Raw genomic sequence first — 26377 nt, 5'->3', positions numbered from 1 at the left:
TTGTGCCTGCGATTTGGCGATCGCACCGCTTCAGGATGAGCACGCAATCAGCGTCACGCTCATCCCCTGTAAGAGCTGCCGCAGGCTGCGATCTTTTGATCTTCTGCTACCGCCTTGCATCAGCGATGAACCGCAGCCTTCACAAACTGTCTCTTTCTTTAACAGGATCAATCGTTTAATTGCAGCTAGTCTATAGCCTGAAGCAAACGACAGTCGGGCAGAGCGTCCGGCATAAGGAAGTGAATGAACAAGCTCATTGTCGTAATAGCAATACTGGCATTGGCAGGTTGTACCACTAACGCCAAGACACACGCGAAGCGTGGAGTTAGTGGCATCGTAGTCGATTGTTCCGGGCTGGGCTCAGGCTGGGAGAAGTGCCGTAAACGAGCGGACAAGGAGTGCAAGGGTGCCGGCTACAAAGTCGTGGCAAGATCCGATGATGCCAAGGAAGAGGATGAATACCCTTTCGGCTTCAATCCTGCCGGCTACCTGACCCGCACCATGCTGGTTATCTGCAGATGAGCAAAAAAGCGGGCGATCAGCGGCTCTTGCTCCGCGACAGGGTCACTCACAGTTGGTAAAGATATGTGAAAACTCAGACTGTTCAAATTCATCCGGGCGTGCTAAAACCTTTGAAGCGCTGATCTAGCTGCTTGAAAAAGAAGGGAAAAATATGACGAAGTCGGAGTTGATCGAACGAATTGTCACCCATCAAGGGCTGCTCTCATCCAAGGATGTGGAGCTGGCCATCAAGACCATGCTCGAGCAAATGTCCCAATGCCTCGCCACCGGTGATCGCATCGAGATCCGTGGATTTGGCAGCTTCTCATTGCATTACCGAGCGCCGCGGGTAGGGCGTAACCCGAAGACCGGGCAATCGGTGAGCCTGGATGGCAAGTTTGTTCCGCATTTCAAGCCGGGGAAGGAGCTTAGGGATCGGGTGAATGAGGATGAGGAGGAAGATGTTTGACTGCTTCGGCAATGCAAGGAGGGATTCATGCGTAACCTGAAACGCGCTCTGCTCACTGTGTTCATCCTGATGCTGAGTTTGGCAATTTTGGCGTTCGTTCTTGAGAACCAGCAACCCGTTTCCTTGTTGTTTTTTGGTTGGGTCGGGCCGGCGCTACCGATGTCGGTGATCGCGGTGGTTGCTTTGTTGGCAGGCATGTTGATTGGGCCCTGCATTGGATGGGTGCTCCGTCGGTTTGCTGGGGCTCGTCAAAAACGTTTGGTCTGAGTCGCTTTCTATAATTCCATGTTTCATGCATGGGGTGCGCTGGGGTTAAGATTGTGGCCGGAGTTAATGCTTGTCTTGGATTTTTGGGTCATCCTTGCGCGTGTTAACTAAACATGCGAAGCTCGCCGGCCACCCAGGTGGTGGCGAAAAAGAGGGATCCCATCGCGTCTCTGGGCGACAACTGCGTTATTTCTCATTTGTAACTAGCACATCTGGATGAGGTTGATATGTTATTAAGTCTATCGTGCGTTACTTTTTCAGCTGGTAAGCAGAACTTCTCACGTGCATGTGCAAGAAAAGTCGGCTTTTAAGGAGTCGATTCTATGAAGCGGTATGAGTATTGGTTGATTAATGAATAATAACTCATTTTTGTCTAAGTTTTTTTTATATGTTCCCGTGAAATTGATCCCGGCTTTTATGGGGATTTTTTTCGTTTTCTTTCTATATAAGTTTTTTCCTGGTGGGCAGTACGTAAGTTATTCTGTCAGTGTAACTTGTGCTTTGATAGCAGCTCAGTTATTTGCGGGTTGGGTGGGGAATTCATTTGTTTATCACTTCTCGGGAAGTGATGATAAGACTGGTTTTTTTTCAAGCTCTTTGGTCGTTATATTTTTTATAGCTCCCTTGGCCGGCATTCTAGCCGCCTCGGTCTGCGCATTTTTTGTTGCAGATGATTTTGTCTTTGTTTGTGTCTGGGCGCTGTGCGTTAGCCAAGTATTATTTTTCTTCCTGTCATCAGTTTGCCAGGCTGATTTTTTAGTCTGGCAACAGTTGAAGGCTGCTTTGCTTCAGGCCTTTGTGCAAGCCATGCTGGTGTTTATACTTTTTGAGCAGCTAGGTGTTGATTTTCGGTTTGCGCTGGTTGCGTTGACGGCAGGGTATGCTTCCGCCGTGGCTGTTCTTTTGTTCAGTGTTATAAGAAAGCTTGGCTTTACAAATCCTGCGAAATACATTGATAAATTCATGTCGGTGGTTAAATCTTTATATCAATATGGTGCGGCCTTGTCGCCGTGGATATTTGGTATGTTGGTGATGGCTGCTGCAGATCGTTTTTCGATTGGTTATTATAATATTGAGCATGGGGATATCTATCTTTCCTTGAAAGATTTATTTGCCGGGGGGGCAGGTTTGCTGAGCATGCCACTGCTCATGGTGGTGCATCCTTTAGTGATTAGAAAGTTTCGGGAAAAGCGCTTTGCCGCTAACATCATCGAAAGTTCTTTCGGTTTTCTTATAGTTGCTTTCTCGTTGTTGTGGTGTGCGTTACATTTTGTTGGGTTTGATTTCTTTGAGCGGCTTACTGGTAAATCTATTGATGTATCCTTGTGGGTGATTTTTTTCTCATATGTAAGTGTGTTTCTAAACTCTTCGTCGGTGTACATACAGAAGAGGTTGGAGGTGCATCGTAAGATGAAGTTGTTGGCGGTTTTATCTATTGTTTCCGCAATCTTTTCCGTAGTTTTTTCTTACGTAGGAGGGAGGTATTGGGGGATATATGGAGTGTCGATCGGGCTCATGCTGGCTCAAGGGCTTTATTTTCTACTGGTGGCCTACAGTATTCATAAAAAAATGAGTGTTTATCGCGCGTTAGTGGTGCCTTTGTTCGTGGCTGTTCTGACCGTGACAGCGGGGGCTGCTTATTATTACGCCTTAGGGGATTTGATACATATAGATGACTGGCGGGTAAAGTCAGCTTTATGGTTGATAGGTTTTTCTGTTCTTAGCCTCCTGGCGCTCTGGAAGGGAGTAAAGTGGGGTGAGTTTACAAAGGCTATCATTTAGTGCTTCAAGATAAATAGATTGCGGTCGGCTAGTGTGTGACATGGGTTTAAGTTTTTGCGTGAGTAGGTAGGTCACGATGTTTTTATTGAAAGGTATTGGAAGCGTAGTATCCAGCAATCCAGCCCTGCTTTATCACGGGGCTGCAGGGGTAGGGCATGCGTAACAAAGTAGCGTTACTGGGGTTTTATGTGGGGGAACAGTACTTTGAGCGGTTCTCAAAGGACGATCCATTTCCACAAGTGGCGGCATATAAGCTGGAAGGTCGGTTTCGGGATGCCTTGAAAATCGGCGGTGCTGACGTCGAGTCGGTAGCAAGTCTTGCTGTTTCAACCTATCCGCGCAATAAAAAAATCTATTTTCCTGGCTCGAAATTTGTTGATGGGGTCGGTGTGAGGGGAAGGGTTACTCCTCTTTTGAATTTACCAATCCTCAAGTTGTTTACTCGGTTTGTGGGGTCGCTTGTTGCACTCAATCAGATGAGGCGCAGAGGTCTAGATAAAGTGTGTGTGTACGCTGCGCATACACCCAATTTATTGGCTGCATTTATTTTTAAAAAAATATTCAATATTCCTTTCTTTGTGTATGTTCCGGATCTTCCTTCTTTCATGGATATGGGGATGCAAAGGTCGTCTCTCTTGAAATTTCTAAAGAAGATTGATGGGGTTATTATCAATCATCTTATAAGCGCGTCATCAGGTCTCTTTGTTATCAGTAAATACATGGTTGAAGATAATCCCTCATGGCATAGCAAACCGTATATGGTTCTTGAGGGGATCTCAGAAAGTTCGTCCGCAGTTAAGCGTGCCGACCAGTCGGATTGTGTTGAGTCTCCGGCAAAAAAAATCATCTTCTATGGCGGCGGCTTGAATAGAGCTTACGGTATTGCAGAGCTCGTTGAAGGTTTTATTCAATCCGATTTGGATTATGAGCTTTGGCTTTGCGGTCGCGGCGACCTTGAGTCGTTTTTGGCGGAAACAACGAAAAGATGTTCAGCTGTTAAATATCTAGGAAACATAACTCCATCGCAAGTCTCATCTATTCAGTCTAAATCGACATTGCTGGTATTGACTCGCGATCCAAAGGAAGTTTATACGCGATATTCTTTCCCCTCCAAACTAATGGAGTATATGGTTAGCGGCGTTCCGGTATTGACAACGCGATTGGATGGCATTCCAGACGAATACTTTGATTATTTCAATGTCATTGAAGAGTTTTCGATTTCCGGAATCAGTTCCGCCCTGCAGGCTATTGATGGCCTGGATCAGCACGTTTTGTTGCAGAAGGCGGCATGTGGTAAAATTTGGGCCTCAGAGACCAAATCTAGCGCCGCCGTCGGTCGAAAAATTGTAGATTTTATGGAGAAATATAGTTGACTATTTTTAGCGATAAGAAATTGTTGATCACTGGCGGTACCGGTTCGTTTGGCAATGCGGTGCTGAAGCGGTTCCTCGACTCTGACATTGCTGAAATTCGAATCTTTAGTCGCGATGAGAAGAAGCAGGACGACATGCGTAAGCACTACGCGAGTTCGAAGCTGAAATTCTACATCGGCGATGTGCGTGATTATCAAAGCGTCTTGAATGCTACTCGAGGTGTTGACTACATTTTCCATGCGGCGGCGCTCAAGCAGGTTCCTTCCTGCGAGTTTCATCCCATGGAAGCAGTCAAAACCAATGTGATGGGTACCGAAAACCTACTTGAGGCGGCTATTCAGAACGAGGTCAAGCGGGTCGTCTGCCTGAGTACAGATAAAGCGGTTTACCCGATCAACGCCATGGGCATTTCCAAAGCAATGATGGAAAAAGTCATGGTGGCAAAGTCACGCAATGTCGATGATGATAAAACTGTAATCTGCGGAACCCGTTATGGCAATGTGATGGCGTCGCGCGGTTCGGTAATTCCGCTGCTTATCCAGCAGATTCGCGACGGTAAGCCATTGACGCTGACCGATCCGAATATGACCCGATTCATGATGACGCTATCTGATGCGGTCGACCTGGTCCTGTATGCTTTCGAACACGGAAATAATGGTGATCTCTTCGTACAAAAAGCCCCTGCTGCCACGGTTGAGGTGCTAGCCAAGGCTCTGACACAAATGCTCAAACAACCTGATCACCCTATTCAAGTGATCGGCACTCGCCACGGCGAGAAGCTATTTGAGGCACTTCTGAGTCGTGAGGAGATGGCTTGTGCAGAAGATCGCGGTGACTACTTCCGCGTGCCCCCGGACTTGCGCGATTTGAATTACGCGAAATTCGTCGAGCAAGGTGAAGAGAAGATTTCGCGAACTGAAGATTACAATTCGCACAATACAGAACGCCTGGATGTAGAAGGCATGAAGCAGTTGTTGTTGAAACTGGATTTCATGCGGGCCATTCAGCGTGGCGAACATGCAACGCCGGAGGAATGATCGATGAAAGTATTGGTCACGGGCTCGAACGGTTTTGTAGGTAAGAATCTCATCGCGCACCTGAATGAGCGTGCGGATGTGGAGATCGTGTCTTTTACTCGGGAGGACAGCATTTCCCAACTTCGCGAGTTGGTGCGGGGTGTGGATTTCATATTTCATCTCGCCGGTGTGAATCGACCTCAGAGTCCAGAGGAGTTCATCACCGGAAATACAGATCTAACCAAGGCGTTGTGTGAAGCTATAATCGCTAGCGGTAGGTCGGTTCCCGTGCTTTACACTTCGTCCAGTCAGGCGGAGTTGGATAATTCTTATGGTAGTAGTAAACGAGGTGCCGAAGACGCCTTGCTTGAATTGACCAGCAAGTCCAACTCTCCAGTGTATTTGTTTCGATTGCCCAATGTTTTTGGAAAGTGGGCTCGCCCGAACTATAACTCTGCTGTCGCCACTTTTTGCAACAATATCGTTCATGATTTGCCTATTCAGATCAATGATCCGCAGGCGCTCATCAATCTTGTTTATATCGATGATGTCATTGCCCGGTTTATCGCTACTATGGATGGGCAGGTGTCCAATGAAAAATTTGTCACCGTCGAGCCACAATACAGTATTAGCGTAGGAGCACTGGCTGAACAGTTGCGAGCGTTTCGTGATAGCCGCTCCAGTCTGATTACCGAAGCCGTTGGAACGGGGCTGGTTCGCGCCCTCTATTCCACTTATGTCAGCTACTTGCCCCCCGCAAATTTCACCTATCCTGTGCCTAAATATGGTGACCCTCGCGGCACATTCGTGGAGATGCTCAAGACACGGGATAGCGGCCAGTTTTCCTATTTTACTGCGCACCCAGGTGTGACTCGTGGTGGGCATTACCATCACTCGAAAACCGAGAAATTTTTGGTTATCCGGGGAAAGGCCTGCTTCCGGTTTCGGCATATATTGTCCGGTGAGTACTATGAGCTTTTCACTACCGGAGAGCAGCCAGAGATCGTTGAGACAGTGACGGGCTGGACGCACGATATCACCAATATCGGTGACGACGAAATGATCGTGATGCTTTGGGCTAACGAGATTTTTGATCGCGAGCGACCGGACACTTATGCGCGCCTGGTAGGGACACAGGCGTAGATATAACAATCTTGGTTGTCGGATAACGATTGGTCGCTTTAGTATAAAATTGAGAGCGTCCAGACCTCCGGCCTGTTTTGATAGATTAAGTAGAGTTTGCAATGAAAAAATTGAAAGTTGTCACGGTGGTGGGTACCCGTCCAGAAATTATCCGTTTATCACGGGTGATGGCCAAGCTTGATCAATATTGCGATCACGTACTGGTTCACACCGGTCAGAACTACGACTACGAACTGAACGAGATTTTCTTTCAGGATCTGGGTATTCGCAAACCTGATCACTTTCTCAATGCTGCGGGTGCCACGGGCGCGGAAACTATCGGCAACGTGATCATCGCTGTAGACAGGGTACTGGCCGAAGTGCAACCCGAAGCGCTGCTCGTGCTGGGTGATACTAATAGCTGCATGGCGGTGATCCCAGCCAAGCGTCGTAAGATTCCAACTTTCCATATGGAGGCTGGCAATCGCTGTTTCGATATGCGCGTACCTGAAGAGATTAACCGTCGCATTGTTGATCACACGGCAGATATCAATCTGACTTATAGCACGATCGCCCGTGATTACCTTCTGCGCGAAGGCTTGTCGCCTGACATGGTCATCAAGACAGGCAGTCCGATGTTCGAGGTGCTCAATCACTATCGTGAGGGCATTGAGGCTTCGGACGTGCTGGAACGTCTGGGACTGGAGAAGGGCAAATTTTTTGTTGTCAGTGCGCACCGTGAAGAAAACATTGATTCCGATATTAACTTCGGCAAGTTGGTTGATGTACTAAATACCGTCGCGGAGCATTATGATTATCCGGTCATTGTTTCGACTCACCCCCGTACACAGAAGCGTGTCGACGCGATGGGCGTAAAGTTTCACAAGAATGTGCGACTGCTAAAGCCACTAGGTTTCAAGGACTACAACAAACTTCAGCTTGAATCCAAGGCTGTATTGTCAGATAGCGGTACTATCAATGAAGAGTCCTCTATTTTGAACTTTCCGGCGCTGAATATTCGGGAAGCACATGAGCGTCCGGAAGGTATGGAGGAGGCTGCTGTAATGATGGTCGGCCTGGAGGTTGAGCGTGCTATGCAAGGCTTGCAAGTCCTTGAAGGACAAGGTCGGGATGACGTTCGTAGCCTTCGATTGGTGGCAGATTACAGCATGCCGAACGTAGCTGACAAAGTAGTACGGATTGTTCATAGCTACCGTGATTATGTAAATCGGGTAGTCTGGAAAAAATACTGAGTTGAGTTCTGAGGATGACTGAGAATAAATTACGGATCTTGGTGGTCACTCAGTATTTCTGGCCGGAAAATATGCGTATTAACGATTTGGTTCGTGATTTCGCGGAAGCCGGCCATGAAGTAACCGTGCTCACAGGGTTTCCCAATTATCCTGAGGGAGATGTTTTTTCTGAATACAAAACGAATCCTGATAGCTTCATGGAGTACTACGGCGCTCGCATAGTCAGGGTTCCACTTGTGCCCAGAGGTAAACGAAGCATTAACCTGATTTTTAATTATCTTTCTTTTTTCTTAAGTGCTTCGACTATCGGTGTCATAAAGCTTCGCAAGAAAAAATTTGATGCTGTTTTCGTTTATGCAGTCTCTCCTATCATGGCTGCGATCCCGGCGGTGATTATCGGGCGTATGAAGAAAGCCCCCGTGTTTATATGGGTTCTCGATCTTTGGCCGGAGACACTCAGGGCTGTTGGCGTACTCCGAAACGCCACCCTGTTGGCCTTGGTGGGGCGAATGGTATCGTGGATTTACAATCGCGCGGACTACTTGCTTTTGCAATCCCAAGGCTTTGCCAGCAATGTAAAGCAATATTGCACAAAACAAATTTCTCCTGAACGGTTGGTCTATTTTCCAAGCTGGGCGGAGGACGATTTTTCAGTATCCTCGCCAGTATCATCGGACCTGCTTCAGCGTGACAGCACTGTTTTTACAGTTGTCTTCGCTGGAAATTTAGGTGAAGCGCAAGACTTTCCAGCTGTATTGGATGCCGCGGAGGCTTTGAAGGATCAGGTATCGGTTCGCTGGGTGATTGTAGGGGACGGGCGCATGAGTGGTTGGCTGAGCGAACAAGTCACAGCAAGAGGTTTGAAGAATGTTTTGCTTCTGGGGCGGCACCCACTGAGTGCTATGCCTGGAGTATTTGCTTGTGCTGACGCGCTACTGGTCTCGCTTAGAACCAACGATGTGTTTGAAAAAACTATTCCTGGCAAGGTCCAGGCTTATCTGGCTTCGAGCAAACCGATTCTGGGAATGATCAATGGCGAGGCAGCCCGGATAATAGAAGAGTCGGGATCAGGTTTTGCGTGTCCTTCAGGTGATACGCAAGGGCTTGTGCGAATTACGCTGAAGTTAGCGAAAATTGATGCTTCTCAACGAGAAGCGATGGGCCAATCTGGCCGTTCTTACTACCTGACTCATTTTTCAAAACCTACGCTACTGGGGCGCCTGGAAAAGCTTTTTCGCGATGCAACTTTACGGAAGGCTGCCAAATAATGTCTCAATCTGTATTTCTAACCGGTGCAACCGGCTTTGTGGGTGGGGCAACACTGAGTCGTTTGGTCGCCGAAGATTACACTGTCGTTGCTGCTTTGCGTAATGGATCAAATAAACTTGGAAGCAAGGCAACGACGGTTTACGTCGACGGCTTTGATGGTGCAACGTCCTGGAATGAAAGTCTTAACAATATAGATGTTGTTATACATGCTGCCGCTCGTGTTCATGTCATGAACGATACCGAGGCTGATCCGTTGGCAGCGTTCCGCAGGGTCAATGTCGACGGAACGTTGAATCTGGCGCGTCATGCAGCTCAAGCCGGCGTGAAGCGTTTTATCTTTATAAGCTCCATCAAGGTCAATGGTGAGGGTACGGCTCCTGGTATCGCTTATTCACCGGAAGATACTCCAGGTCCTGTAGATCCGTATGGGATCTCTAAAATGGAGGCCGAGCAGGGGCTTCGTAAACTTGCTTGTGAAACTGGAATGGAAGTAGTAATCATCCGTCCAGTGCTGGTCTATGGCCCTGGGGTAAAAGCAAATTTTCGGAATATGATGCGATGGCTTGATAAAGGTATTCCGTTGCCTTTTGGAGCGATCCACAACCGGCGCAGTCTGGTCGCTTTGGATAACCTAGTGGACTTGATTTTCATGTGTATCAGTCATCCGGCGGCGGCTGATCAGACTTTCTTGGTCAGTGATGGCGACGATCTTTCCACCACCCAGTTGTTGAAAAAAATGGCCATGGCGCTTGGTCGACCAGCGCGCCTATTGCCGATACCTTCCTGGATTTTAAGTGGTGCTGCGGCATTGCTGGGCAGGAAAGATTTGTCGAACCGGCTATGTGGCTCGTTGCAAGTCGACATCAGCAAAACAAGCTCTCTGCTGGGGTGGACACCTCCGGTCTCCGTAGAAGAAGCATTGAAGGTCACCGCACAAAAATTTCGAGAAAGTAAATAACAATGATCTATTGGTGGTTGATTCCGGCAGTGGCTGGTGTTTCGTTAATAATGACTGCCGCTTTGCGACGCTACGCGTTGGCGCGAAGTATTATTGATATTCCCAACGCTCGAAGTTCACATTCGATACCCACTCCTCGCGGAGGAGGGGTCGCTATTGTCTTGGCATTTTTACTGGTTCTGCCATTTCTTGCCTGGGCTCAGCTGGTCGAAGTGCCAACATTGATCGCTATCGGGGGGGCGGGTGCCTTGGTAGCGGTCATCGGTTTTATGGATGATCACGGTCACATCGCTGCCCGTTGGCGTCTACTCGGGCATTTTTGCGCCGCAGCCTGGTCTTTGTTCTGGTTGGGAGGCGTTCCCCCCGTTTCCTTGTTTGGACTCAGTCTGAACCTTGGTTGGTTGGGTTACATTCTCGGCGCGCTCTATCTGGTATGGATGCTCAATCTGTATAACTTCATGGATGGAATTGATGGTATCGCCAGTATTGAAGCAATCACAGCTTGCCTGGGCGCTTGCCTGCTTTACTGGGTTAGTGGAGTCGAGAGCCTGATGTGGGTTCCGGGGATGCTGGCCATGGCTGTTGGTGGATTCTTGTTCTGGAATTTCCCGCCCGCACGGATTTTCATGGGCGATGCGGGAAGCGGATTCCTGGGTGTGGTGATTGGTGCGATCTCGATCCAGGCAGCCTGGGCTGCACCGCAGTTGCTTTGGGCCTGGTTGATCCTGTTAGGGGTGTTTGTCGTCGACGCAACATTCACCTTGATTCGTCGCCTAATACGCGGTGACAAGATATATGAGGCTCATCGCAGTCATGCGTACCAATTTGCCTCGCGTAGGTACCGGCAGCATCTGCCGGTTACGTTAGCGGTAGGAGCGATTAACGTCGCCTGGTTATTGCCCATTGCCTTTTGCGTCACCTACTTTGAGTTGGATGGGGCGCTGGGTCTGATACTCGCTTACCTCCCGCTTGTAATGCTGGCTTTCAAGTTCCATGCTGGTGCTGTTGAAGAACCAGACCTCGGTAGGTGATAGGCTGTTGTTCGAGGTACGAGTGCGTCGGGAGACGCGCACAGGTCAAGTACGATCATAGGGGAGCGGTTCGAGGTGTACGACGGAGTTATGGATAGGTTACGCACATTGTTGCTGGAGCTGCCACGCCGCCAGAAACGACTGATTCAAGTTTTGGCGGACGTCATTCTGGTATGGGCAGCGCTGTGGTTGGCGTTTTTAGTTCGCCTTGGCATCGATGATATGGCCAATCCACTCATCGTCCATACATGGCTTTTTCTAAGTGCTCCAGTAGTCGCAATCCCTTTGTTTATCCGTTTTGGCATGTATCGCGCGGTGATGCGATATTTCGGGAATGACGCGCTGATCGCGATTATTAAAGCGGTGACGTTGTCATCACTGATTCTAGGCATAGTTGTTTATTGGTACAGCAATCATCAAAACATTGTCCCGCGTTCGATCATCTTCAATTATTGGTGGTTAAGTTTGATCATGGTCGGCGGGCTGCGTCTGGCCATGCGTCAATACTTTCTAGGGGATTGGTTCACAGCGGCTCAGCATGTGCCTTTCACCAATCGAGATGACGGATTGCCCAAGGTTGCTATTTACGGCGCCGGCGCTGCTGGAAACCAATTGGTCGCCGCGTTACGCATGGGGCGGATCATGCGGCCTGTTGCTTTTATTGACGATGACAGCAGTATTGGTAATCGTATTATTGCCGGATTGCAGGTATATAAGCCTAAACACATTCAGCAAATGATCGATGCCAGTGGTGCACAGGAAATTCTCTTGGCAATCCCTTCTGCCACCCGAGGACGGCGACGCGAAATTCTCGGATTTCTCGAAGGTTTTCCGCTTCATGTACGAAGTGTCCCCGGTTTTATGGACTTGGCAAGTGGTCGGGTTCAGGTTGACGACATTCAAGAAGTTGACATCGCTGACCTCCTGGGTCGAGATGCAGTCCCAGCACAAGGCGACCTTCTAGAGCACTGCATTAAAAATCAATCGGTATTGGTTACTGGAGCGGGTGGGTCTATCGGGTCGGAACTTTGCCGGCAGATTCTGGCTTTGCATCCAACAACACTTTTGCTCTTTGAGCACAGCGAATTCAATCTCTACAACATTTTGTCCGAACTTGAACAGCGCATCGCTCGTGAATCCCTGTCAGTACGGCTATTACCGATTCTGGGGTCAGTACGCAATCCGGATAAATTGCTCGATGTTATGAAAACCTGGCGTGTAGAGACGGTCTATCACGCCGCCGCCTACAAACATGTTCCGATGGTTGAACATAACATTGCTGAAGGCGTTCTTAATAACGTCATTGGCACGCTCAATACCGCTCAAGCCGCGCTAAAAGCAGGTGTTGCCAACTTTGTTCTAATTTCAACGGACAAGGCGGTGCGACCTACAAATGTCATGGGCAGCACCAAGCGACTAGCCGAACTTACGCTTCAAGCGCTCAGTCGAGAACTCGCCCCCGTGTTGTTTGGTGATACCACCAATATCTCCCACGTCAATAAAACCCGTTTCACCATGGTGCGTTTTGGTAATGTCCTGGGTTCGTCCGGTTCGGTGATTCCATTGTTTCACAAGCAGATCAAATCCGGCGGTCCGCTGACAGTCACCCATCCGAAGATCACGCGTTATTTTATGACGATCCCGGAGGCCGCTCAGTTGGTGATTCAGGCTGGGTCCATGGGGCAGGGCGGTGATGTTTTTGTTCTGGACATGGGAGAACCGGTGAAGATAGTCGAACTGGCCGAAAAGATGATTCATCTTTCGGGCTTGAGCGTGCGTTCAGAAAGGAATCAGCATGGAGATATTTCCATCGAGTTCACCGGTCTGCGTCCAGGCGAAAAGCTCTACGAAGAGTTATTGATCGGCGACAACGTCGCCGCCACCCAGCATCCGATGATTATGAGCGCGAACGAGGATCACCTGCCGTGGGATGTACTGAAGGCGAAGCTTAGCGAATTGCTGAGCGCCGTTGATCAGGATGATTACGCACGCGTGCGCCAACTCCTGCGCGACACAGTCAGCGGTTACACCCCGGACGGTGAGATCGTCGACTGGATCTACCAACAACGTCGACTCGAGCCCTGATTGTTTCACATCCCGCAACAGACACATTTTTGACAGTCTCCATTCATCGCCTAAGTTTGGAGGGCAGCTTCGGAAAAAGCTGCTTTCCCAATCGATGTCATGGAGCGTTTTATATGCGTACTGGATACTTTTACTCTCTGGTTTTTGCCTTACTCACCAGCGCCTCTATCGGCGCCGTTGCTGCGCCAGCAGTCAAACCTGAAGCTGGCAATACGACCCAAGTGCAACAAATGGCCCCTGAGGTACAGTCCGGAAAAGTCGATCTCAATAAGGCGGATGCGCGAACCCTGCAGCGAGATCTGTTCGGTATAGGTGAGGCGAAGGCCAGCGCGATTGTTGCGTATCGTGAGAGTAATGGACCTTTTTCGTCGGTGGACGAGTTGCTTGAGGTCAAGGGGATCGGTAAAGCTCTTCTGGATAAGAATCGCGAGAAGCTTGAAGTGAACTAAGCTACTAAATCAGCGCCAGAGGCCGGTCAAATGACCGGCCTTTTTTGCGTGTGCGCCTGGCAAGGAACGTTGCGCAAGCAGTCTGGGCTGTAGTGGCCACGGAGGTGACTTGGAGGTTCTCTGAACACCGTATGCGATCCTTAAACCCCACCTGTCGAATGGTGGAGTTACCGCTCGCTTGCTCTCGCATCCAGCGATCAATCTGCTTCGCCGTATTCATAAGCTCTCCGCAAACTCTACCAGCCTCAAGATGGATAGCGTTTAACTGCGCGATACCGGCGAGCAGTGCCAGGGCCGTAACGCTTCGAAATCCTCCACGAAGAAATTGTCGGCAGGCGCTCACGTGCGGGGCGCAGCCACGCACAGGGCTCTGGGCCGTTGGCTTTGGCGGAATCGACCAGACTGTAAAGTTGACCACCGGTCGTCGCGCCTTGGACGTGTCACGGAACAACCAGTTCTTCCTTCCGATCACTAAGGGCCTGATGGCTCGTTCGGCAGGGTTGTTGTCGATCGGCAGGTGCCTTCTCGAGCGTACCGTTCAAATCTGTTCCAGTTGCTCGCCAGCTAGCTGATGGCTTTACCTAAAGCGTTTTGAGCTGTCACATCGATTTCGAGCCTGGTCTGCACTGGGCGGACGTGGTGCTTTTACATGAATCGTTTCATTGTGCGCCGGCTTGGTTGGACCTGCCTGTCAATGTTCGCGAAATGAAACCTGATCAGCCTCACCTATCGCCTTGCCGGAACCTACATCCCTCACCCCAGGTCAGTATCTCACTGAAAAGCTGGTTTTTTCTCAGACAAGCATGGTCCATTGAAATCGGCTCTGGCCGATCAAGAATTATACAGCTATGCTCGCCGACTTTGCCGGGAAGGTTGCTAGGAATTGAATGTATGCGTGGGATCATGAATAGATATTGGAAGTATGAGTTGCCAGTTATTGCATTCTTGTTAACAGTTCCAATCGTACTGTTTGCAGTGATGAACTATGACATCAATCCAGCGTTTTTCCTGGCTCCGGTTATTGCTTTAATTATGCTCACACATTATAGCAAAGTGTGGGCTTTGTTTTTTGCATCTGCGCTGTGTGGCGCTGCATCTATACTTCTGGCGAATCATATAGCTCCAGATGGAGAACTGCTTCGACATTTTTTGGCGTTAATTCTATTGATGTTTGCGCCAAGTTTTATATTTTTAGGTCAATATTTATCAGGTAGGCACACTATCCAGAAAGTTATTTTTTGGCTTTCTGTATTTTCTGCTATTTTTATCGTTGCAATTACCGCTCGTATTTTGATACTGGACCAGCCTGTTCGAGTTTACGTTGGGCCGTTAGGTCTGGCGGTGATGAATGCAGAGTTTTTCGGGCTCCCGGTGTTTGCGACATTCGGTGTCCTCAGCTTGACGGATCTATTCTGCATCCAGGCAGTGATACTTTGCGGCGCAGTCTTTGGATCTGTTGCAAATTCCTTATGTCGCTGGATGTTCATTGTTGCATTTGGCTGCGCTATTTTCCTCGTTCTTGGCAGCGATTCGCGTAGCGCGCAGATGTTGATTGCCTGGATCGTTGGCTCTGTGATTTTTTTCGGCTGGCGTCATCCAGCGATGCGGAGGTTAGCTGCGTACATGCTGCTAGCCGCCATTTTTGCGGGTGCTCTCACCTACGCCAGAGGCATGAATGAGAACCGCATGGCCGCGTCGATAAAAGAACTTGGGGGTTTCACAGGTACTCCAAAAAAATCGGGGGAATCAGTCGAAGTGTTGCGCGCTCAAGCGGATGCCTTCGCCACAGGGCGCATTGAGTTGGCAATTGCCGGCGTCAATGAGGTGATAAAAAGCCCCTTGATCGGGAATGGCTTTTCTAGCTATGGAAGGTATGACGGGCCTGGGGCGTCTAAAATTCTCTCAGCCAATACCTCCACTCATGTTTATTATTTAACCCTTATCTGGAAGGGGGGGATTATTTTCTTTATCCCGTTCCTTGCCATGCTACTGCTCAATCTGGTACAGGCTTGGCGTGCCAGGGCTCATACTCTGCCCACCCCAGAAAGATTCTTTACATGGAGTGCCGTACTCATGACATTTGGTCCGATGGCATTCGCGTGGGATATTTTGATAGTGCCAAGTGCTGGCGCTCTGGCGTTCTTTTTGTTTGGTTCACTTAGCGGGCATTTCAAACGGCCTGCCTGAAAACTCTTGGTTTGCTGATGGGGCGTCGTATTTCGACGCACCCGGTCAGCGCGGGACATGATGAAGTAGAAGCAGGCTAAACCGAATGAATAATGTGTTCATGCCTTGCGGGAAACATTTAGCGAGCTGCGATGCGTCGATCATCCTGGGGCATTCAAGTTATGTCGTTGCCGTACTTCCGTTCGGTTGTTTCGATCCTTTAAAACTCAACCGATCCTCTCGAACGAACTCGCCTCTCTTGGTACCGCATATCCTTTCATCCAAAAATCAAGTCCCCGCTCCGATGATGTCCTGTCATCGCTCGCTACCTTGACCTTCCCCTATGTCTTCGCCAACGACCCAGCAAAACTGGGCTGAATGACGCCGATAGCACCGTGCGCTTCGAGAACGGCGCCTATTTACCTTTCCTGGCCACGCGCTGGAGTATTTGAAATATTTTGCCAACCCATGCTGACAATCAATGTCTCCAATAAACAATCGAAGCAAAATCTGCGTTTAATTGACGCCGTATGATGGAGTTCGGGAGCGTCACAAATGAATCAGGTGCTACCGAAGAAACAATGATCAGCTTGACTGGTCTCGATACTGGATACGATCAACCGGCTTAGCCGTGTAACCTGAACCCCCGTATACGGAACCATACGTACGGTGGCGTGAGAGGACGGTGGATGTAAATCCGCCTCCTACTCGATCTGGCCAACGGCCACGACCGTGCACCTTCCGTCAGTCAGAGGAAAATTACGACTATCATATTCATATTATATTATGCGTATAATAAATAGCTCGCCCACTGCATTGTTCTGCACCCGGGCAGCTGTCTTTCCCTCGAGCCTCTTCTACCCAGGAGCACTGTAATGAATTCTGTCCAGACCCAAGGTACAGCCCTCGTCACCGGTGCCTCCTCCGGCATCGGTGCGATCTACGCCGAGCGCTTGGCGGCGCGTGGTTTCGATTTGTTGCTGGTGGCTCGCGATCAGGAGCGGCTGGAAGCGGCGGCGAGCAGGTTGCGCGCCGAGCATGGGGTTCAGGTCGAGGTGCTCAGGGCTGACCTGACGCAAAAGGATGATGTGCTCAAGCTTGAGCAGCGCCTGCGTAGCGATTCCAGTATCAGCTTGCTGCTGAACAACGCCGGTGTTGCAGCGGATGGCTTGTTGGCTAATGCCGACATGGACCAGTTGGAGCGATTGATCCAGCTCAACGTTACAACGGTGACGCGGCTGGCTTCGGCGGCGGCGGCTGGTTTTGCCAAGGCGGGCCGGGGGACGATCATTAACATTGCCTCGGTGGTGGCCTTGTTTCCCGAGCGTTTCAACGCAACTTACAGCGCCAGCAAGGCTTATGTGTTAAGTCTGACCCAGTCGTTGAACGCGGAGCTGGATGGCACCGGGGTCAAGGTTCAAGCCGTGTTGCCTGGTGTGACACGCACCGAGATCTGGGAACGCTCCGGTATCGATGCTACCCAGATCCCTGAGGATATGGTGATGGAGGCGGGGGAGATGGTGGATGCGGCGTTGTCGGGGCTGGACCAGGGTGAGTTGGTCACTATCCCTTCGTTGCCGGATGCCGCCGACTGGGACGCCTTTGTTGCGGCGCGTCATGTGATGGCGCCGAATCTTTCCAAAAGCAAGGCCGCCTCGCGTTACAAGTGAGGTGCCATCCATTGGCTTGAGGTAATTGCAGTATGAGTGATCGTCGAGTGGTTGTGACAGGCATGGGCCTGGTGTCGCCGTTGGGGAGTGGTGTCGAGGCTGTCTGGGCGCGTTTGTTGGCGGGGCGTTCGGGGATACGCAATTTGCCCGACGAGGTGGTGGCCGATCTGTCGACCAGGGTCGGTGGTGCAGTGCCGACGCCGGCGGAGGATGCCGAGGCGGGTTTTGACCCTGACCGGGCCACGGCGCCCAAAGAGCAGAAGAAGATGGACCGCTTCATTCTGTTTGCCATGGAGGCGGCTCGTCAGGCAATCGAGCAAGCGGGTTGGCAGGCGCTGGATGCCAATGCCCAGGAACGCACGGCGACCATTATCGGTTCCGGCGTGGGCGGTTTCGGCGCGATTGCCGATGCGGTGCGCACTACCGACAGCCGGGGTCCGCGGCGCTTGTCGCCGTTCACCATTCCTTCGTTTCTGGTCAACCTGGCTGCCGGTCATGTGTCGATTCAGCACGGTTTCAAGGGCCCGTTGGGTGCTCCGGTGACGGCATGCGCGGCCGGGGTTCAGGCGATTGGCGATGCGGCGCGGCTGATTCGTTGTGGTGAGGCGGACATTGCGGTGTGCGGCGGTGCGGAAGCGGCGATCGATCGCGTCAGTCTGGCCGGGTTTGCCGCGGCTCGCGCCTTGTCCAGTGCTTACAATGACACCCCGGAGCGTGCTTCGCGGCCGTTCGACAGCGGTCGCGATGGCTTTGTCATGGGCGAGGGCTCCGGTCTGCTGGTGATCGAATCCCTGGAGCATGCACTGGCTCGCGGCGCGCAGCCGTTGGCCGAGTTGGTCGGCTATGGCACCAGCGCCGACGCCTATCACCTGACCGCCGGGCCCGAGGATGGCAGCGGTGCACAGCGAGCGATGTTGCTGGCGTTGGCCCAGGCGGGTATTTCACCTGCGCAGGTGCAGCATCTCAACGCCCACGCCACCTCGACGCCGATTGGTGACCTCGGTGAGCTGGCCGCCATCAAGGCGGTGTTCGGCACGGACAACAACATTGCGGTGACCTCGACCAAATCTGCCACCGGGCATTTGCTCGGTGCGGCAGGCGGAATCGAGGCAATCTTCACGCTGTTGGCGATTCGCGACCAGGTCGTGCCGGCGACCCTCAATTTCGATAACCCGGACCCCGCTACCCAAGGCGTGGACATCGTCCATGGTCAGGCACGGCCGATGGCCATTGAATACGCATTGTCCAATGGCTTCGGCTTTGGCGGGGTCAATGCCAGTGTGCTGTTCAAGCGCTGGCAGGGTTAATCCCCGGTTCGTTTGAGATAGACACGGGTGATGTCGAGAATCCGCTGGGCAAACTGCGGATTTTCGACACTGCGCGATAGCAGCAGCGCGCCGACCAGGGTCGACATGATGACGATGGCGCGTTCGGCGGCGTCCTCGCTTTCGAGCGCGGCTTGCACCTGGTCGAGCCGTGCATTGAGCACTGCGTCAGAGGTCGGGCTTGGTTGTCCGCGCAGACCGAGTTCCGACGACATGGTCGGAAGCGGACAACCTTCATCCGGTGAAGTCTGGTGCCATTCAGACAAATAGGTATCAATGAATGTTTCCAGCGGTTGATCCTGGGCAAACAGTTCGGCGCATATAACGTCTACCTGATCTCCCGCTGCTTGCAGGGCTTTTTCTACCAGTTCGTCCTTGGACTTGAAATGCGAGTAGAAGCCGCCGTGAGTCAAACCCAGCGCTTTCATCAGCGGCTGCAAGCCGGTCGCACCAATACCATCGCGACGAAACCGCGCTGATGCTTCCTTGATGATGCGTTGGTGGGTCTGAGCTTTATGGTCCTGCGAGTAACGCATTTCGAATCTCCGCAACAATGCACCATCTTAACCAATGAAAATTGGATGGTGACTGTACTTTTATTGCTAAAAAGCATGCAGATGCGTCCAACTTGGTCTTTGCTATATCGATTGAGCTGGCACGAATAGTGATTTCTTTTAATCGAGGACGCATGCCATGTACAAAGACTATCCGGCGGCCTACCAAGTCAGCAAAGGTTCAGCCTTGCAGGTGGACACAGCGTTTTACGAACGGATTCGTGACACCAGGGATGGGCGCACGCTGATTGAAGCCTTTGAAGTGCCGATCCGCACCGGTCGCGTGTGGAAGGTACCGGCTGGACACGTGTTCCGGGTCACGACGCCAGTTGGCCCGCAAGTCGGGGATTTCAATGTGTGGAATGCCGACGACCCGCGTGAACGCTTGTGGGCGGCCCGGACCCGACAGCTGCAAGGCGCGCATGTCAGTACCCATGACCGGCTCTGGTCGAACCTGCCGTTTTTACGGCCCCTGGTGACCATCACCGATGACAGCCTGGCCGGTTACGGTATCGACGAGCACGGTGGTCGCTTGCACGATTTGCTCGGCACGCGTTGCGATCCCTATGTGAACAAAATGCTCACCGGCGAAGACTTCCATCACCACTGTCATTCGAACCTGACGCGTGCGGTGTTACCCCATGGCTTGACCGAGTTCGACGTGCATGACGTGTTGAATATTTTCCAGTGCACCGGCCTGAACCACGACGACATGTACTTCATGAAAGCCTGTCCGGCACAGAAGGGCGACTACCTGGAGTTCTTTGCCGAAATCGATCTGCTGTGTGCGCTGTCAACCTGTCCGGGCGGCGATCTTTCGCTGGCCATGTGGGGGCCGGATGCGCAGGATCCGCTGAGCGTGTGTCGACCGCTCGGGGTGGAAATCTATCAGTTGCAGGATTCGCTGCTGGCGGGCTGGAGCCAGCCGGAGCGCGCGGCGTACAAGGGGTTGCATGGCTTGCACATTGCCAAGGCAGATTGGGAGAAGTAAGCGGACCATGGCAAGATCGAAAGGATCGCAGCCTGCGGCAGCTCCTGCAGGGAAACACATATTCCCCCGTAGGAGCTGCCGCAGGCTTCGATCTTTTGATCTTTTGATCTTTGCAATCTATCTAGCGGTCCTGCGCATCCTTGGCATCCGCTTGCGCGTTGCGTTCAGCGACGCGTTTGCGTTGCTCTTCGGTCAGCTCGACCTTGTTGGCGGTGTCGCGCAGCATCATCAAACCGCCAACGATCGAGCCGATTGCAACGACCAGAATCAACCAGGCATACCAGGGCATAGGGCTCTCCTTGAGGGCAGGCCGGTTGGCGGGTTTCGCCAATCGATCGTGCATACCACTTTGAGCGATTTATTTTCGCAGTGGTTCCATTCTATGCCTGATCTGCCGTGCACGCCGCACATCCTTGTAGTTGCCGCATGCTGCTCCTGGATGGCAATGGTGTAAGGCTCGTTAACATCGCATCCGCCGACGCCTGGCAAAAACCTGGTTAGCCTTGCTCGGCAAGACACTCGCGCAGCGCAGTTTGCCAGTCGGGTTGCCTGACGCCCCAATCCAGTTGTAGGCGCCTGCAATCCAGGCATGAGTTAAGCGGCCGGGCTGCTGGCGTCGGATAATCGCTGGAGGGAATGGGCAACAGGGTTGCACAGGGCTTCCCCTGTTGCCGTAATGCTTCGCCGATGGCCTGGGCGAAGCCAAACCAGGAGGTTTGACCCTGAGCGGTCAGATGATAAGTGCCCCAGGCAGCAACGTCACCCGCCTGCCAGCGTTTGATCAGGGAAAGGGTGCTGTTGGCGATTGTGCCCGCCCAGGTAGGCGCCCCGATCTGATCGGCGACAACGCGTACCTCCGGACGTTCTTGCAGCAGGCGTTGCATCGTCAGCAGAAAATTACGGCCATGGGTTGAATAGATCCAACTGGTGCGCAGGATGAGATGTTGGCCTTGCACCTCGGTGATCGCCCGTTCGCCCGCCAGCTTGCTCTGGCCGTAAACCCCGAGCGGATTCGCAGTGTCGCTTTCGTTGTAAGGTCTAATCTTTGTGCCGTCGAATACATAATCAGTGGAGTAGTGAATCAGCGGGATGCCGAGCTTCAGCGCTTCTTCCGCTAAAATGCCGGGTGCCACCGCGTTAACGGCAAAGGCTGTTTCTGGCTCGCTTTCGGCCAGATCGACCGCTGTATAGGCCGCCGCGTTGATGATCAGATCGGGACGCACATGCTGTACCTGATGGCGAATCTGATCGGGCTGCGCCAGATCGAGCTGATCACGACCCAGCACAATCAACTCGCCGATACTCCCCAGTCGACGCTGCAGTTCGCGTGAGACCTGGCCATGCTGGCCGCTGATGAGAATTCTCATAGAAGCGGATCAGCCTCTTGCAAGCTTTTACCGGCGACAGCTGCACCGCGCAGGTTGGTTTCAAACGCATTCATTGTGTTTCCCCGGCCAGCTTGAGCAGGTACTGACCATATCCCGTCTTGCCGAAGTAGTGGGCGCGCTCCAGCAGCTGTTCGCGGTTGATCCAGCCATTCTCATAAGCGATCTCTTCGAGGCAGGCGACTTTCAAGCCTTGTCGATGTTCGATGGTCTGCACGTACTGAGACGCTTCGAGCAAGCTGTCGTGGGTGCCGGTATCGAGCCAGGCGAAACCGCGTCCGAAACGCTCGACTTGCAGGTCGCCGCGTTTGAGATACACATTGTTGACGTCGGTGATCTCCAGTTCGCCGCGAGGCGAAGGCTTTATCGACTTGGCGATCTCGACTACATCGTTGTCGTAGAAGTACAGGCCGGTGACGGCATAGCTGGATTTCGGTACTTTCGGCTTTTCTTCGATCGACAAGGCACGGCCCTGGCTGTCGAAATCAATCACCCCGAAACGTTCCGGGTCTTTGACCCAATAGCCGAATATGGTCGCGCCAGAACAGCGTGTTATCGCGTTTTGCAACTGCTCGCTGAAGTGCTGGCCATGGAAAATGTTGTCGCCGAGGATCAGGCACACCGCATCATTGCCAATGAACGCTTCGCCAATCAGTAGCGCCTGGGCCAGTCCATCCGGAGACGGTTGTTCGGCATAGTGGAAACTGACCCCGAACTGACTGCCATCCCCCAGCAGATTGCGGTACTGAGGCAGGTCCTGTGGTGTAGAGATCACTAGGATTTCTTTGATGCCGGCCAGCATCAGGACCGATATCGGGTAATAGATCATCGGTTTGTCGTAGACCGGCAACAGCTGTTTGGACACTCCGAGCGTGATCGGATGCAGGCGTGTGCCCGAGCCACCCGCCAAAACGATACCTTTGATCATGCGAGCAGCTCCCGGGAATTGATGGCGCCAAGGCGTTCACCCTGGTAGCTGCCGTCCTGAACCCGACGGCACCATTCCAGGTTGTTCAAGTACCACTGCACCGTCTTGCGCAAGCCGGTTTCGAATGTTTCCCGGGGCACCCAGCCCAGCTCGTGTTCGATCTTGCCGGCATCGATCGCGTAGCGCAGGTCATGGCCAGGACGATCCTGGACGAAGGTGATCAGGTCGGCATAGTGCTCGACACCTTCAGGCTTGTGCGGTGCCAGCTCGTCGAGCAGGGCGCAGAGACTTCGCACCACATCGATATTCTTCTGCTCGTTGTGCCCACCGATGTTGTAGGTCTCGCCGACAATGCCCGTGGTCACGACTTTGAGCAACGCCCGGGCGTGATCTTCAACGAACAGCCAGTCGCGAACTTGCAGGCCATCGCCGTACACCGGTAGCGGTTTGCCGGCCAGGGCATTGAGGATCACCAACGGAATCAGTTTTTCGGGGAAGTGGAACGGTCCGTAATTATTCGAGCAGTTTGTCAGCAACACCGGCAGGCCATAGGTGCGCTGCCAGGCACGGACCAGGTGGTCGGAGGCCGCTTTGCTGGCGGAGTAGGGCGAACTCGGGGCGTAGGGCGTCGTTTCCGTAAACAGATCATCAGTGCCGCTCAGGTCGCCGTAGACCTCGTCGGTGGAAATGTGATGAAAGCGAAAGGCGCTTTTTTCCGGCTCGGCGAGGGTGTGCCAATAGGCACGAGCGGCTTCCAGCAGGCTGTAGGTGCCGACGATGTTGGTCTGGATGAAATCCGAAGGTCCGTCGATGGAACGATCGACGTGGGATTCCGCTGCCAGGTGCATGATCGCGTGCGGTTGGAAACGTGTCAGCACCGCGCTGACGGTCACCTGATCGACGATATCGGCTTGAACGAACTCGTAGCGAGTGTCATGGGCAATGCTGGTCAGCGATTCAAGATTGCCGGCGTAGGTCAGCTTGTCCAGATTGAGCACTTCATGCTCGGTGTGCCGAATCAGCTCGCGAATCAGGGCGGAGCCAATGAAGCCTGCACCGCCGGTAATGAGGATACGCATGTTGGCCTGCCTTTTTCAGAAGTCGATAGCGCGAATGGATGTAGCTTGTCGGCAGAACGGGGTGATGCAACGGCTGTGATCGCTCACGGTCAGGCAAAAACCTCGGCGTCCTTGAAGAACTTCGCCGCCTGATCCTTTGCGGACAGTTGCGGTGCTTCGTCCAGTTGCCAGTCAATGGCCAGGTCCGGATCGTCCCAGCGGATGCTGCGCTCGGCAGAGGGCGTGTAGTAGTCGGTGGTCTTGTAGAGAAACTCGGCGAAATCGCTCAACACCACAAAACCGTGGGCGAAACCTTCCGGGACCCAGAGCTGGCGATGGTTTTCGGCGGACAGGCGCACCGCGACCCATTTGCCGAAGTGCGGTGAGCTGCGGCGAATGTCCACGGCTACATCGAGTACTTCACCGGCCGTCACGCGCACCAGTTTGCCCTGGGTGTTTTCCAGTTGGTAATGCAGTCCACGCAATACGCCTTTTTGCGAGCGCGAATGATTGTCCTGAACGAATTGAGCGTGCAGGCCTGTGGCATCTTCAAAAGCCTTGGCGTTGAAGCTCTCGTAAAAGAAACCTCGCTCATCCCCAAAAACTTTCGGTTCGATGATCAGAACACCGGGCAAATCGGTGGCGATTACATTCATGGGCAGTATTCCGGCAGTAGTCAGCAATGGCCGACATTCTTGCTCAAAGCGTGCGCTGATGCGAGTAGCCGATGCGGTAACCCGTCGCGCGTGGCGCGTCAGTCGAAGCGAGCGCCACCCCGAGCACCCCTGTAACCCCGGCGTAACCCCACTCTTTACGCTTTCTTTATACCCCGCCATCCCCCTCGATCTCGTTCCTTTACAGCCTCCTTGCCGACAATGACTGCACACGCGGCAATACGCCGTAACACGGAGAATTTCCATGAGTGTTCTGGACGGAGTGTCACTGCTGCTGGCAGTGGGACTGTTCATTTATCTGTTGGTTGCGCTGTTGCGCGCAGACCGGAACTAGGAGCGATCATGCACAGTTACGACTATTGGCTGATCCTCGCCTTCCTGGCCGTGGTGCTGATCCCGGCGCCGTTTCTCGGGCGGTTCTTTTACAAGGTCATGGAGGGGCAGCGCACCTGGCTGACCCCGATCCTCGGACCGGTCGAGCGCGGGTGTTACAAAGTGGCCGGCGTCGATCCGCAGGTCGAACAGAGCTGGCAGCGATACGCCCTGGCCTTGCTCGCCTTCAACCTCGCGGGCTTCTTGCTGTTGTTCACGATCCTGTTATTCCAGGACTATTTGCCGCTCAACCCGCAGCACTTGCCGGGTCAGGAATGGACCCTGGCATTCAATACCGCCATCAGTTTCACGACCAACACCAACTGGCAGGCCTACAGCGGTGAAGCGTCCCTCAGTTACCTGAGCCAGATGGCCGGCCTCACCGTGCAGAACTTCGTCAGCGCCGCTACCGGCCTGGCGGTATTGGTAGCGCTGTGTCGCGGTATCGGTCGCAAGTCGACGGCCACCCTGGGCAACTTCTGGGTCGACATGACCCGCGCCACCCTCTATGGCCTGCTGCCGCTGTGCCTGCTGCTGGCGCTGTATCTGGTCTGGCAGGGCGTGCCGCAAACCCTCGCGCAGTATGTGAATGCCGTAACGATGCAGGGCGTTGATCAGGTGATCCCGCTCGGCCCGGCCGCCAGCCAGATTGCGATCAAGCAACTGGGCACCAACGGTGGTGGCTTCTTTGGCGTCAACTCGGCGCACCCGTTCGAGAACCCGACGGCCTGGAGCAACCTGTTCGAAATGGCGTCGATCATCCTGATACCGGCCGCGCTGGTGTTCACCTTCGGCCACTACGTGAAAGACCTGCGTCAGAGCCGCGCGATCATCGCCTGCATGCTGGCGCTGTTCCTGATCGGCGGCGCGACTTCGCTGTGGGCCGAGTACCAACCGAACCCGACCCTGGACAACGTCGCCGTCGAACAGACCGCACCGCTGGAAGGCAAGGAAGCGCGGTTCGGCACCACTGCCACCGTGCTGTGGTCGGTGACGACTACCGCGGCGTCCAACGGATCGGTCAACGGCATGCACGACAGCCTCAACCCGCTGAGCGGCATGGTGGCGCTGGTGAACATGATGGTTGGCGAAGTGATCTTCGGCGGCGTCGGCGCCGGGCTGTACGGCATGTTGCTCAACGTGTTGATCGCGGTGTTCCTCGCCGGGCTGATGATTGGTCGCACGCCTGAATATTTGGGCAAGAAACTGCAGGCCAGGGAGGTGCAGCTGCTGGTGGTGACCTTGCTGGTGATGCCGGTCGGTGTGCTGGTGCTCGGCGCCATTGCCGCCAGTCTGCCCGGCCCTGTCGCGGCGGTGAGCAATCCCGGCGCCCATGGTTTCAGTCAGCTGCTGTACGCCTACACCTCGGCCAGTGCCAACAACGGTTCGGGGTTTGGTGGCTTCGGCGCCAACACGGCGTTTCACAACCTGATGCTGGGCCTGGGCATGTTGATCGGTCGCTTCGGTTACATCCTGCCGGTACTGGCCCTGGCCGGCAGCCTGGCGATGAAGAAGACCGCGCCGATCGGCCAGAACAGCTTCCCGACCCATGGCCCGCTGTTTGTGACCTTGCTGACCGTGACCATTTTGCTGGTGGGCGGTTTGACCTTCTTGCCGACCCTGGCGCTGGGCCCGATTGCCGAACATCTGAGCATGGGCTTCTGAGCCTCTTTATTTTA

The 26377-nt window shown here is 53.0% G+C and carries 25 protein-coding genes and 1 pseudogene; 19 read left to right on the top strand and 7 right to left on the bottom strand.

Annotated elements, in window-relative coordinates; genetic code table 11:
- The first annotated feature begins 243 nt into the window (after positions 1–243).
- The 13 genes from ELQ88_RS25110 to ELQ88_RS25050 all read left to right on the top strand — a co-directional run bounded on the left by ELQ88_RS25110 (position 244) and on the right by ELQ88_RS25050 (position 13575).
- A complete protein-coding gene (locus tag ELQ88_RS25110) occupies positions 244–522 on the top strand; it encodes a hypothetical protein (protein WP_138968461.1) in 279 nt (92 codons plus the stop codon).
- Positions 523–673: 151 nt separating this feature from the next.
- A complete protein-coding gene (gene ihfB / locus ELQ88_RS25105; RefSeq protein WP_048382534.1) occupies positions 674–970 on the top strand; it encodes an integration host factor subunit beta in 297 nt (98 codons plus the stop codon).
- A gap of 27 nt (positions 971–997) precedes the next feature.
- Positions 998–1237, top strand: coding sequence for a lipopolysaccharide assembly protein LapA domain-containing protein (locus ELQ88_RS25100; RefSeq protein WP_138968459.1), 240 nt, complete (start codon positions 998–1000; stop codon positions 1235–1237).
- 351 nt (positions 1238–1588) lie between these two features.
- The gene (locus ELQ88_RS25095; protein WP_138968457.1) at positions 1589–3019 is read left to right on the top strand and encodes a sugar transporter; all 1431 of its coding nucleotides are present in this window, start codon (positions 1589–1591) and stop codon (positions 3017–3019) included.
- Between the two features lie 155 nt (positions 3020–3174).
- Complete coding sequence (locus ELQ88_RS25090) at positions 3175–4392, top strand: glycosyltransferase (protein WP_138968455.1); 1218 nt, start codon at positions 3175–3177, stop codon at positions 4390–4392.
- A 2-nt stretch (positions 4393–4394) separates the two neighbouring features.
- A complete protein-coding gene (locus ELQ88_RS25085; protein ID WP_138969576.1) occupies positions 4395–5429 on the top strand; it encodes a polysaccharide biosynthesis protein in 1035 nt (344 codons plus the stop codon).
- Between the two features lie 3 nt (positions 5430–5432).
- Positions 5433–6551, top strand: a complete 1119-nt coding sequence (locus ELQ88_RS25080) for an NAD-dependent epimerase/dehydratase family protein (RefSeq protein ID WP_138968453.1) — start codon at positions 5433–5435, stop codon at positions 6549–6551.
- Positions 6552–6652: 101 nt separating this feature from the next.
- On the top strand, positions 6653–7783 hold the full coding sequence (gene wecB, locus ELQ88_RS25075) for a UDP-N-acetylglucosamine 2-epimerase (non-hydrolyzing) (RefSeq protein ID WP_138968451.1): 1131 nt from the start codon (positions 6653–6655) through the stop codon (positions 7781–7783).
- 14 nt (positions 7784–7797) lie between these two features.
- The gene (locus ELQ88_RS25070) at positions 7798–9051 is read left to right on the top strand and encodes a glycosyltransferase family 4 protein (protein WP_138968449.1); all 1254 of its coding nucleotides are present in this window, start codon (positions 7798–7800) and stop codon (positions 9049–9051) included.
- Positions 9051–10010: an SDR family oxidoreductase gene (locus ELQ88_RS25065; protein ID WP_138968447.1), complete on the top strand. Its 960-nt coding sequence runs from the start codon at positions 9051–9053 to the stop codon at positions 10008–10010. Before ELQ88_RS25070 ends, ELQ88_RS25065 begins: the two co-directional genes overlap by 1 nt.
- Before the next feature lie 2 nt (positions 10011–10012).
- Entirely contained in the window at positions 10013–11041 is a 1029-nt protein-coding gene (locus ELQ88_RS25060; protein WP_138968445.1) for a glycosyltransferase family 4 protein, read from the top strand.
- Positions 11042–11131: 90 nt separating this feature from the next.
- Entirely contained in the window at positions 11132–13126 is a 1995-nt protein-coding gene (locus tag ELQ88_RS25055; protein ID WP_138968443.1) for a nucleoside-diphosphate sugar epimerase/dehydratase, read from the top strand.
- A 113-nt stretch (positions 13127–13239) separates the two neighbouring features.
- Positions 13240–13575, top strand: a complete 336-nt coding sequence (locus ELQ88_RS25050; RefSeq protein WP_138968441.1) for a helix-hairpin-helix domain-containing protein — start codon at positions 13240–13242, stop codon at positions 13573–13575.
- A gap of 261 nt (positions 13576–13836) precedes the next feature.
- On the opposite strand, the pseudogene ELQ88_RS25045 reads toward ELQ88_RS25050, so the two are convergent.
- Positions 13837–14178, bottom strand: a pseudogene (locus ELQ88_RS25045) (transposase); the annotation flags it as partial.
- A 288-nt stretch (positions 14179–14466) separates the two neighbouring features.
- Here ELQ88_RS25045 and ELQ88_RS25040 point away from each other — a divergent pair.
- The 3 genes from ELQ88_RS25040 (at position 14467) to fabF (ending at position 18718) form a co-directional block, all read left to right on the top strand.
- Positions 14467–15762 carry an O-antigen ligase family protein gene (locus tag ELQ88_RS25040; protein ID WP_161599984.1) on the top strand — a complete coding sequence of 432 codons (1296 nt, stop codon included), beginning with the start codon at positions 14467–14469 and terminating at the stop codon, positions 15760–15762.
- Positions 15763–16616: 854 nt separating this feature from the next.
- Positions 16617–17411 carry an SDR family oxidoreductase gene (locus tag ELQ88_RS25035; protein WP_138968437.1) on the top strand — a complete coding sequence of 265 codons (795 nt, stop codon included), beginning with the start codon at positions 16617–16619 and terminating at the stop codon, positions 17409–17411.
- Between the two features lie 32 nt (positions 17412–17443).
- Positions 17444–18718 (top strand): beta-ketoacyl-ACP synthase II, encoded by a 1275-nt coding sequence (gene fabF / locus ELQ88_RS25030; RefSeq protein WP_138968435.1) that lies wholly within the window; start codon positions 17444–17446, stop codon positions 18716–18718.
- Here the strand turns inward: fabF and ELQ88_RS25025 are convergent.
- Positions 18715–19272: a TetR/AcrR family transcriptional regulator gene (locus ELQ88_RS25025; RefSeq protein WP_128873352.1), complete on the bottom strand. Its 558-nt coding sequence runs from the start codon at positions 19270–19272 to the stop codon at positions 18715–18717. The genes fabF and ELQ88_RS25025 overlap by 4 nt on opposite strands.
- A 157-nt stretch (positions 19273–19429) precedes the next feature.
- Between ELQ88_RS25025 and ELQ88_RS25020 the strand changes: the two genes are divergently transcribed.
- Positions 19430–20281, top strand: a complete 852-nt coding sequence (locus tag ELQ88_RS25020; RefSeq protein WP_138968433.1) for a DUF1989 domain-containing protein — start codon at positions 19430–19432, stop codon at positions 20279–20281.
- Positions 20282–20402: 121 nt separating this feature from the next.
- Here ELQ88_RS25020 and ELQ88_RS25015 read toward each other — a convergent pair whose 3' ends face one another.
- The 5 genes from ELQ88_RS25015 to rfbC all read right to left on the bottom strand — a co-directional run bounded on the left by ELQ88_RS25015 (position 20403) and on the right by rfbC (position 24308).
- Entirely contained in the window at positions 20403–20570 is a 168-nt protein-coding gene (locus tag ELQ88_RS25015) for a DUF2897 family protein (RefSeq protein ID WP_064678955.1), read from the bottom strand.
- A 208-nt stretch (positions 20571–20778) separates the two neighbouring features.
- Positions 20779–21648 (bottom strand): dTDP-4-dehydrorhamnose reductase, encoded by an 870-nt coding sequence (gene rfbD, locus ELQ88_RS25010; RefSeq protein WP_138968431.1) that lies wholly within the window; start codon positions 21646–21648, stop codon positions 20779–20781.
- 70 nt (positions 21649–21718) lie between these two features.
- Positions 21719–22594, bottom strand: a complete 876-nt coding sequence (gene rfbA, locus ELQ88_RS25005; protein ID WP_128873355.1) for a glucose-1-phosphate thymidylyltransferase RfbA — start codon at positions 22592–22594, stop codon at positions 21719–21721.
- Positions 22591–23673, bottom strand: a complete 1083-nt coding sequence (rfbB, locus tag ELQ88_RS25000; RefSeq protein ID WP_128873356.1) for a dTDP-glucose 4,6-dehydratase — start codon at positions 23671–23673, stop codon at positions 22591–22593. The genes rfbA and rfbB overlap by 4 nt, the downstream gene beginning before the upstream one ends.
- Positions 23674–23762: 89 nt before the next feature.
- On the bottom strand, positions 23763–24308 hold the full coding sequence (rfbC, locus tag ELQ88_RS24995; RefSeq protein WP_128873357.1) for a dTDP-4-dehydrorhamnose 3,5-epimerase: 546 nt from the start codon (positions 24306–24308) through the stop codon (positions 23763–23765).
- A 262-nt stretch (positions 24309–24570) separates the two neighbouring features.
- Here rfbC and kdpF point away from each other — a divergent pair, with 262 nt between their 5' ends.
- Together kdpF and kdpA are read left to right on the top strand one after the other, a co-directional pair.
- Positions 24571–24660, top strand: a complete 90-nt coding sequence (kdpF, locus tag ELQ88_RS24990) for a K(+)-transporting ATPase subunit F (protein WP_007899818.1) — start codon at positions 24571–24573, stop codon at positions 24658–24660.
- A gap of 8 nt (positions 24661–24668) precedes the next feature.
- Positions 24669–26363: a potassium-transporting ATPase subunit KdpA gene (kdpA, locus tag ELQ88_RS24985; RefSeq protein ID WP_138968429.1), complete on the top strand. Its 1695-nt coding sequence runs from the start codon at positions 24669–24671 to the stop codon at positions 26361–26363.
- Positions 26364–26377 lie beyond the last annotated feature (14 nt).

This window comes from Pseudomonas sp. MPC6 (genome assembly GCF_006094435.1).
Taxonomy (GTDB): Bacteria; Pseudomonadota; Gammaproteobacteria; order Pseudomonadales; family Pseudomonadaceae; genus Aquipseudomonas.
Note: the sequence above shows the minus strand (reverse complement) of the source record. Positions and strands in the feature narration are given on the sequence as shown.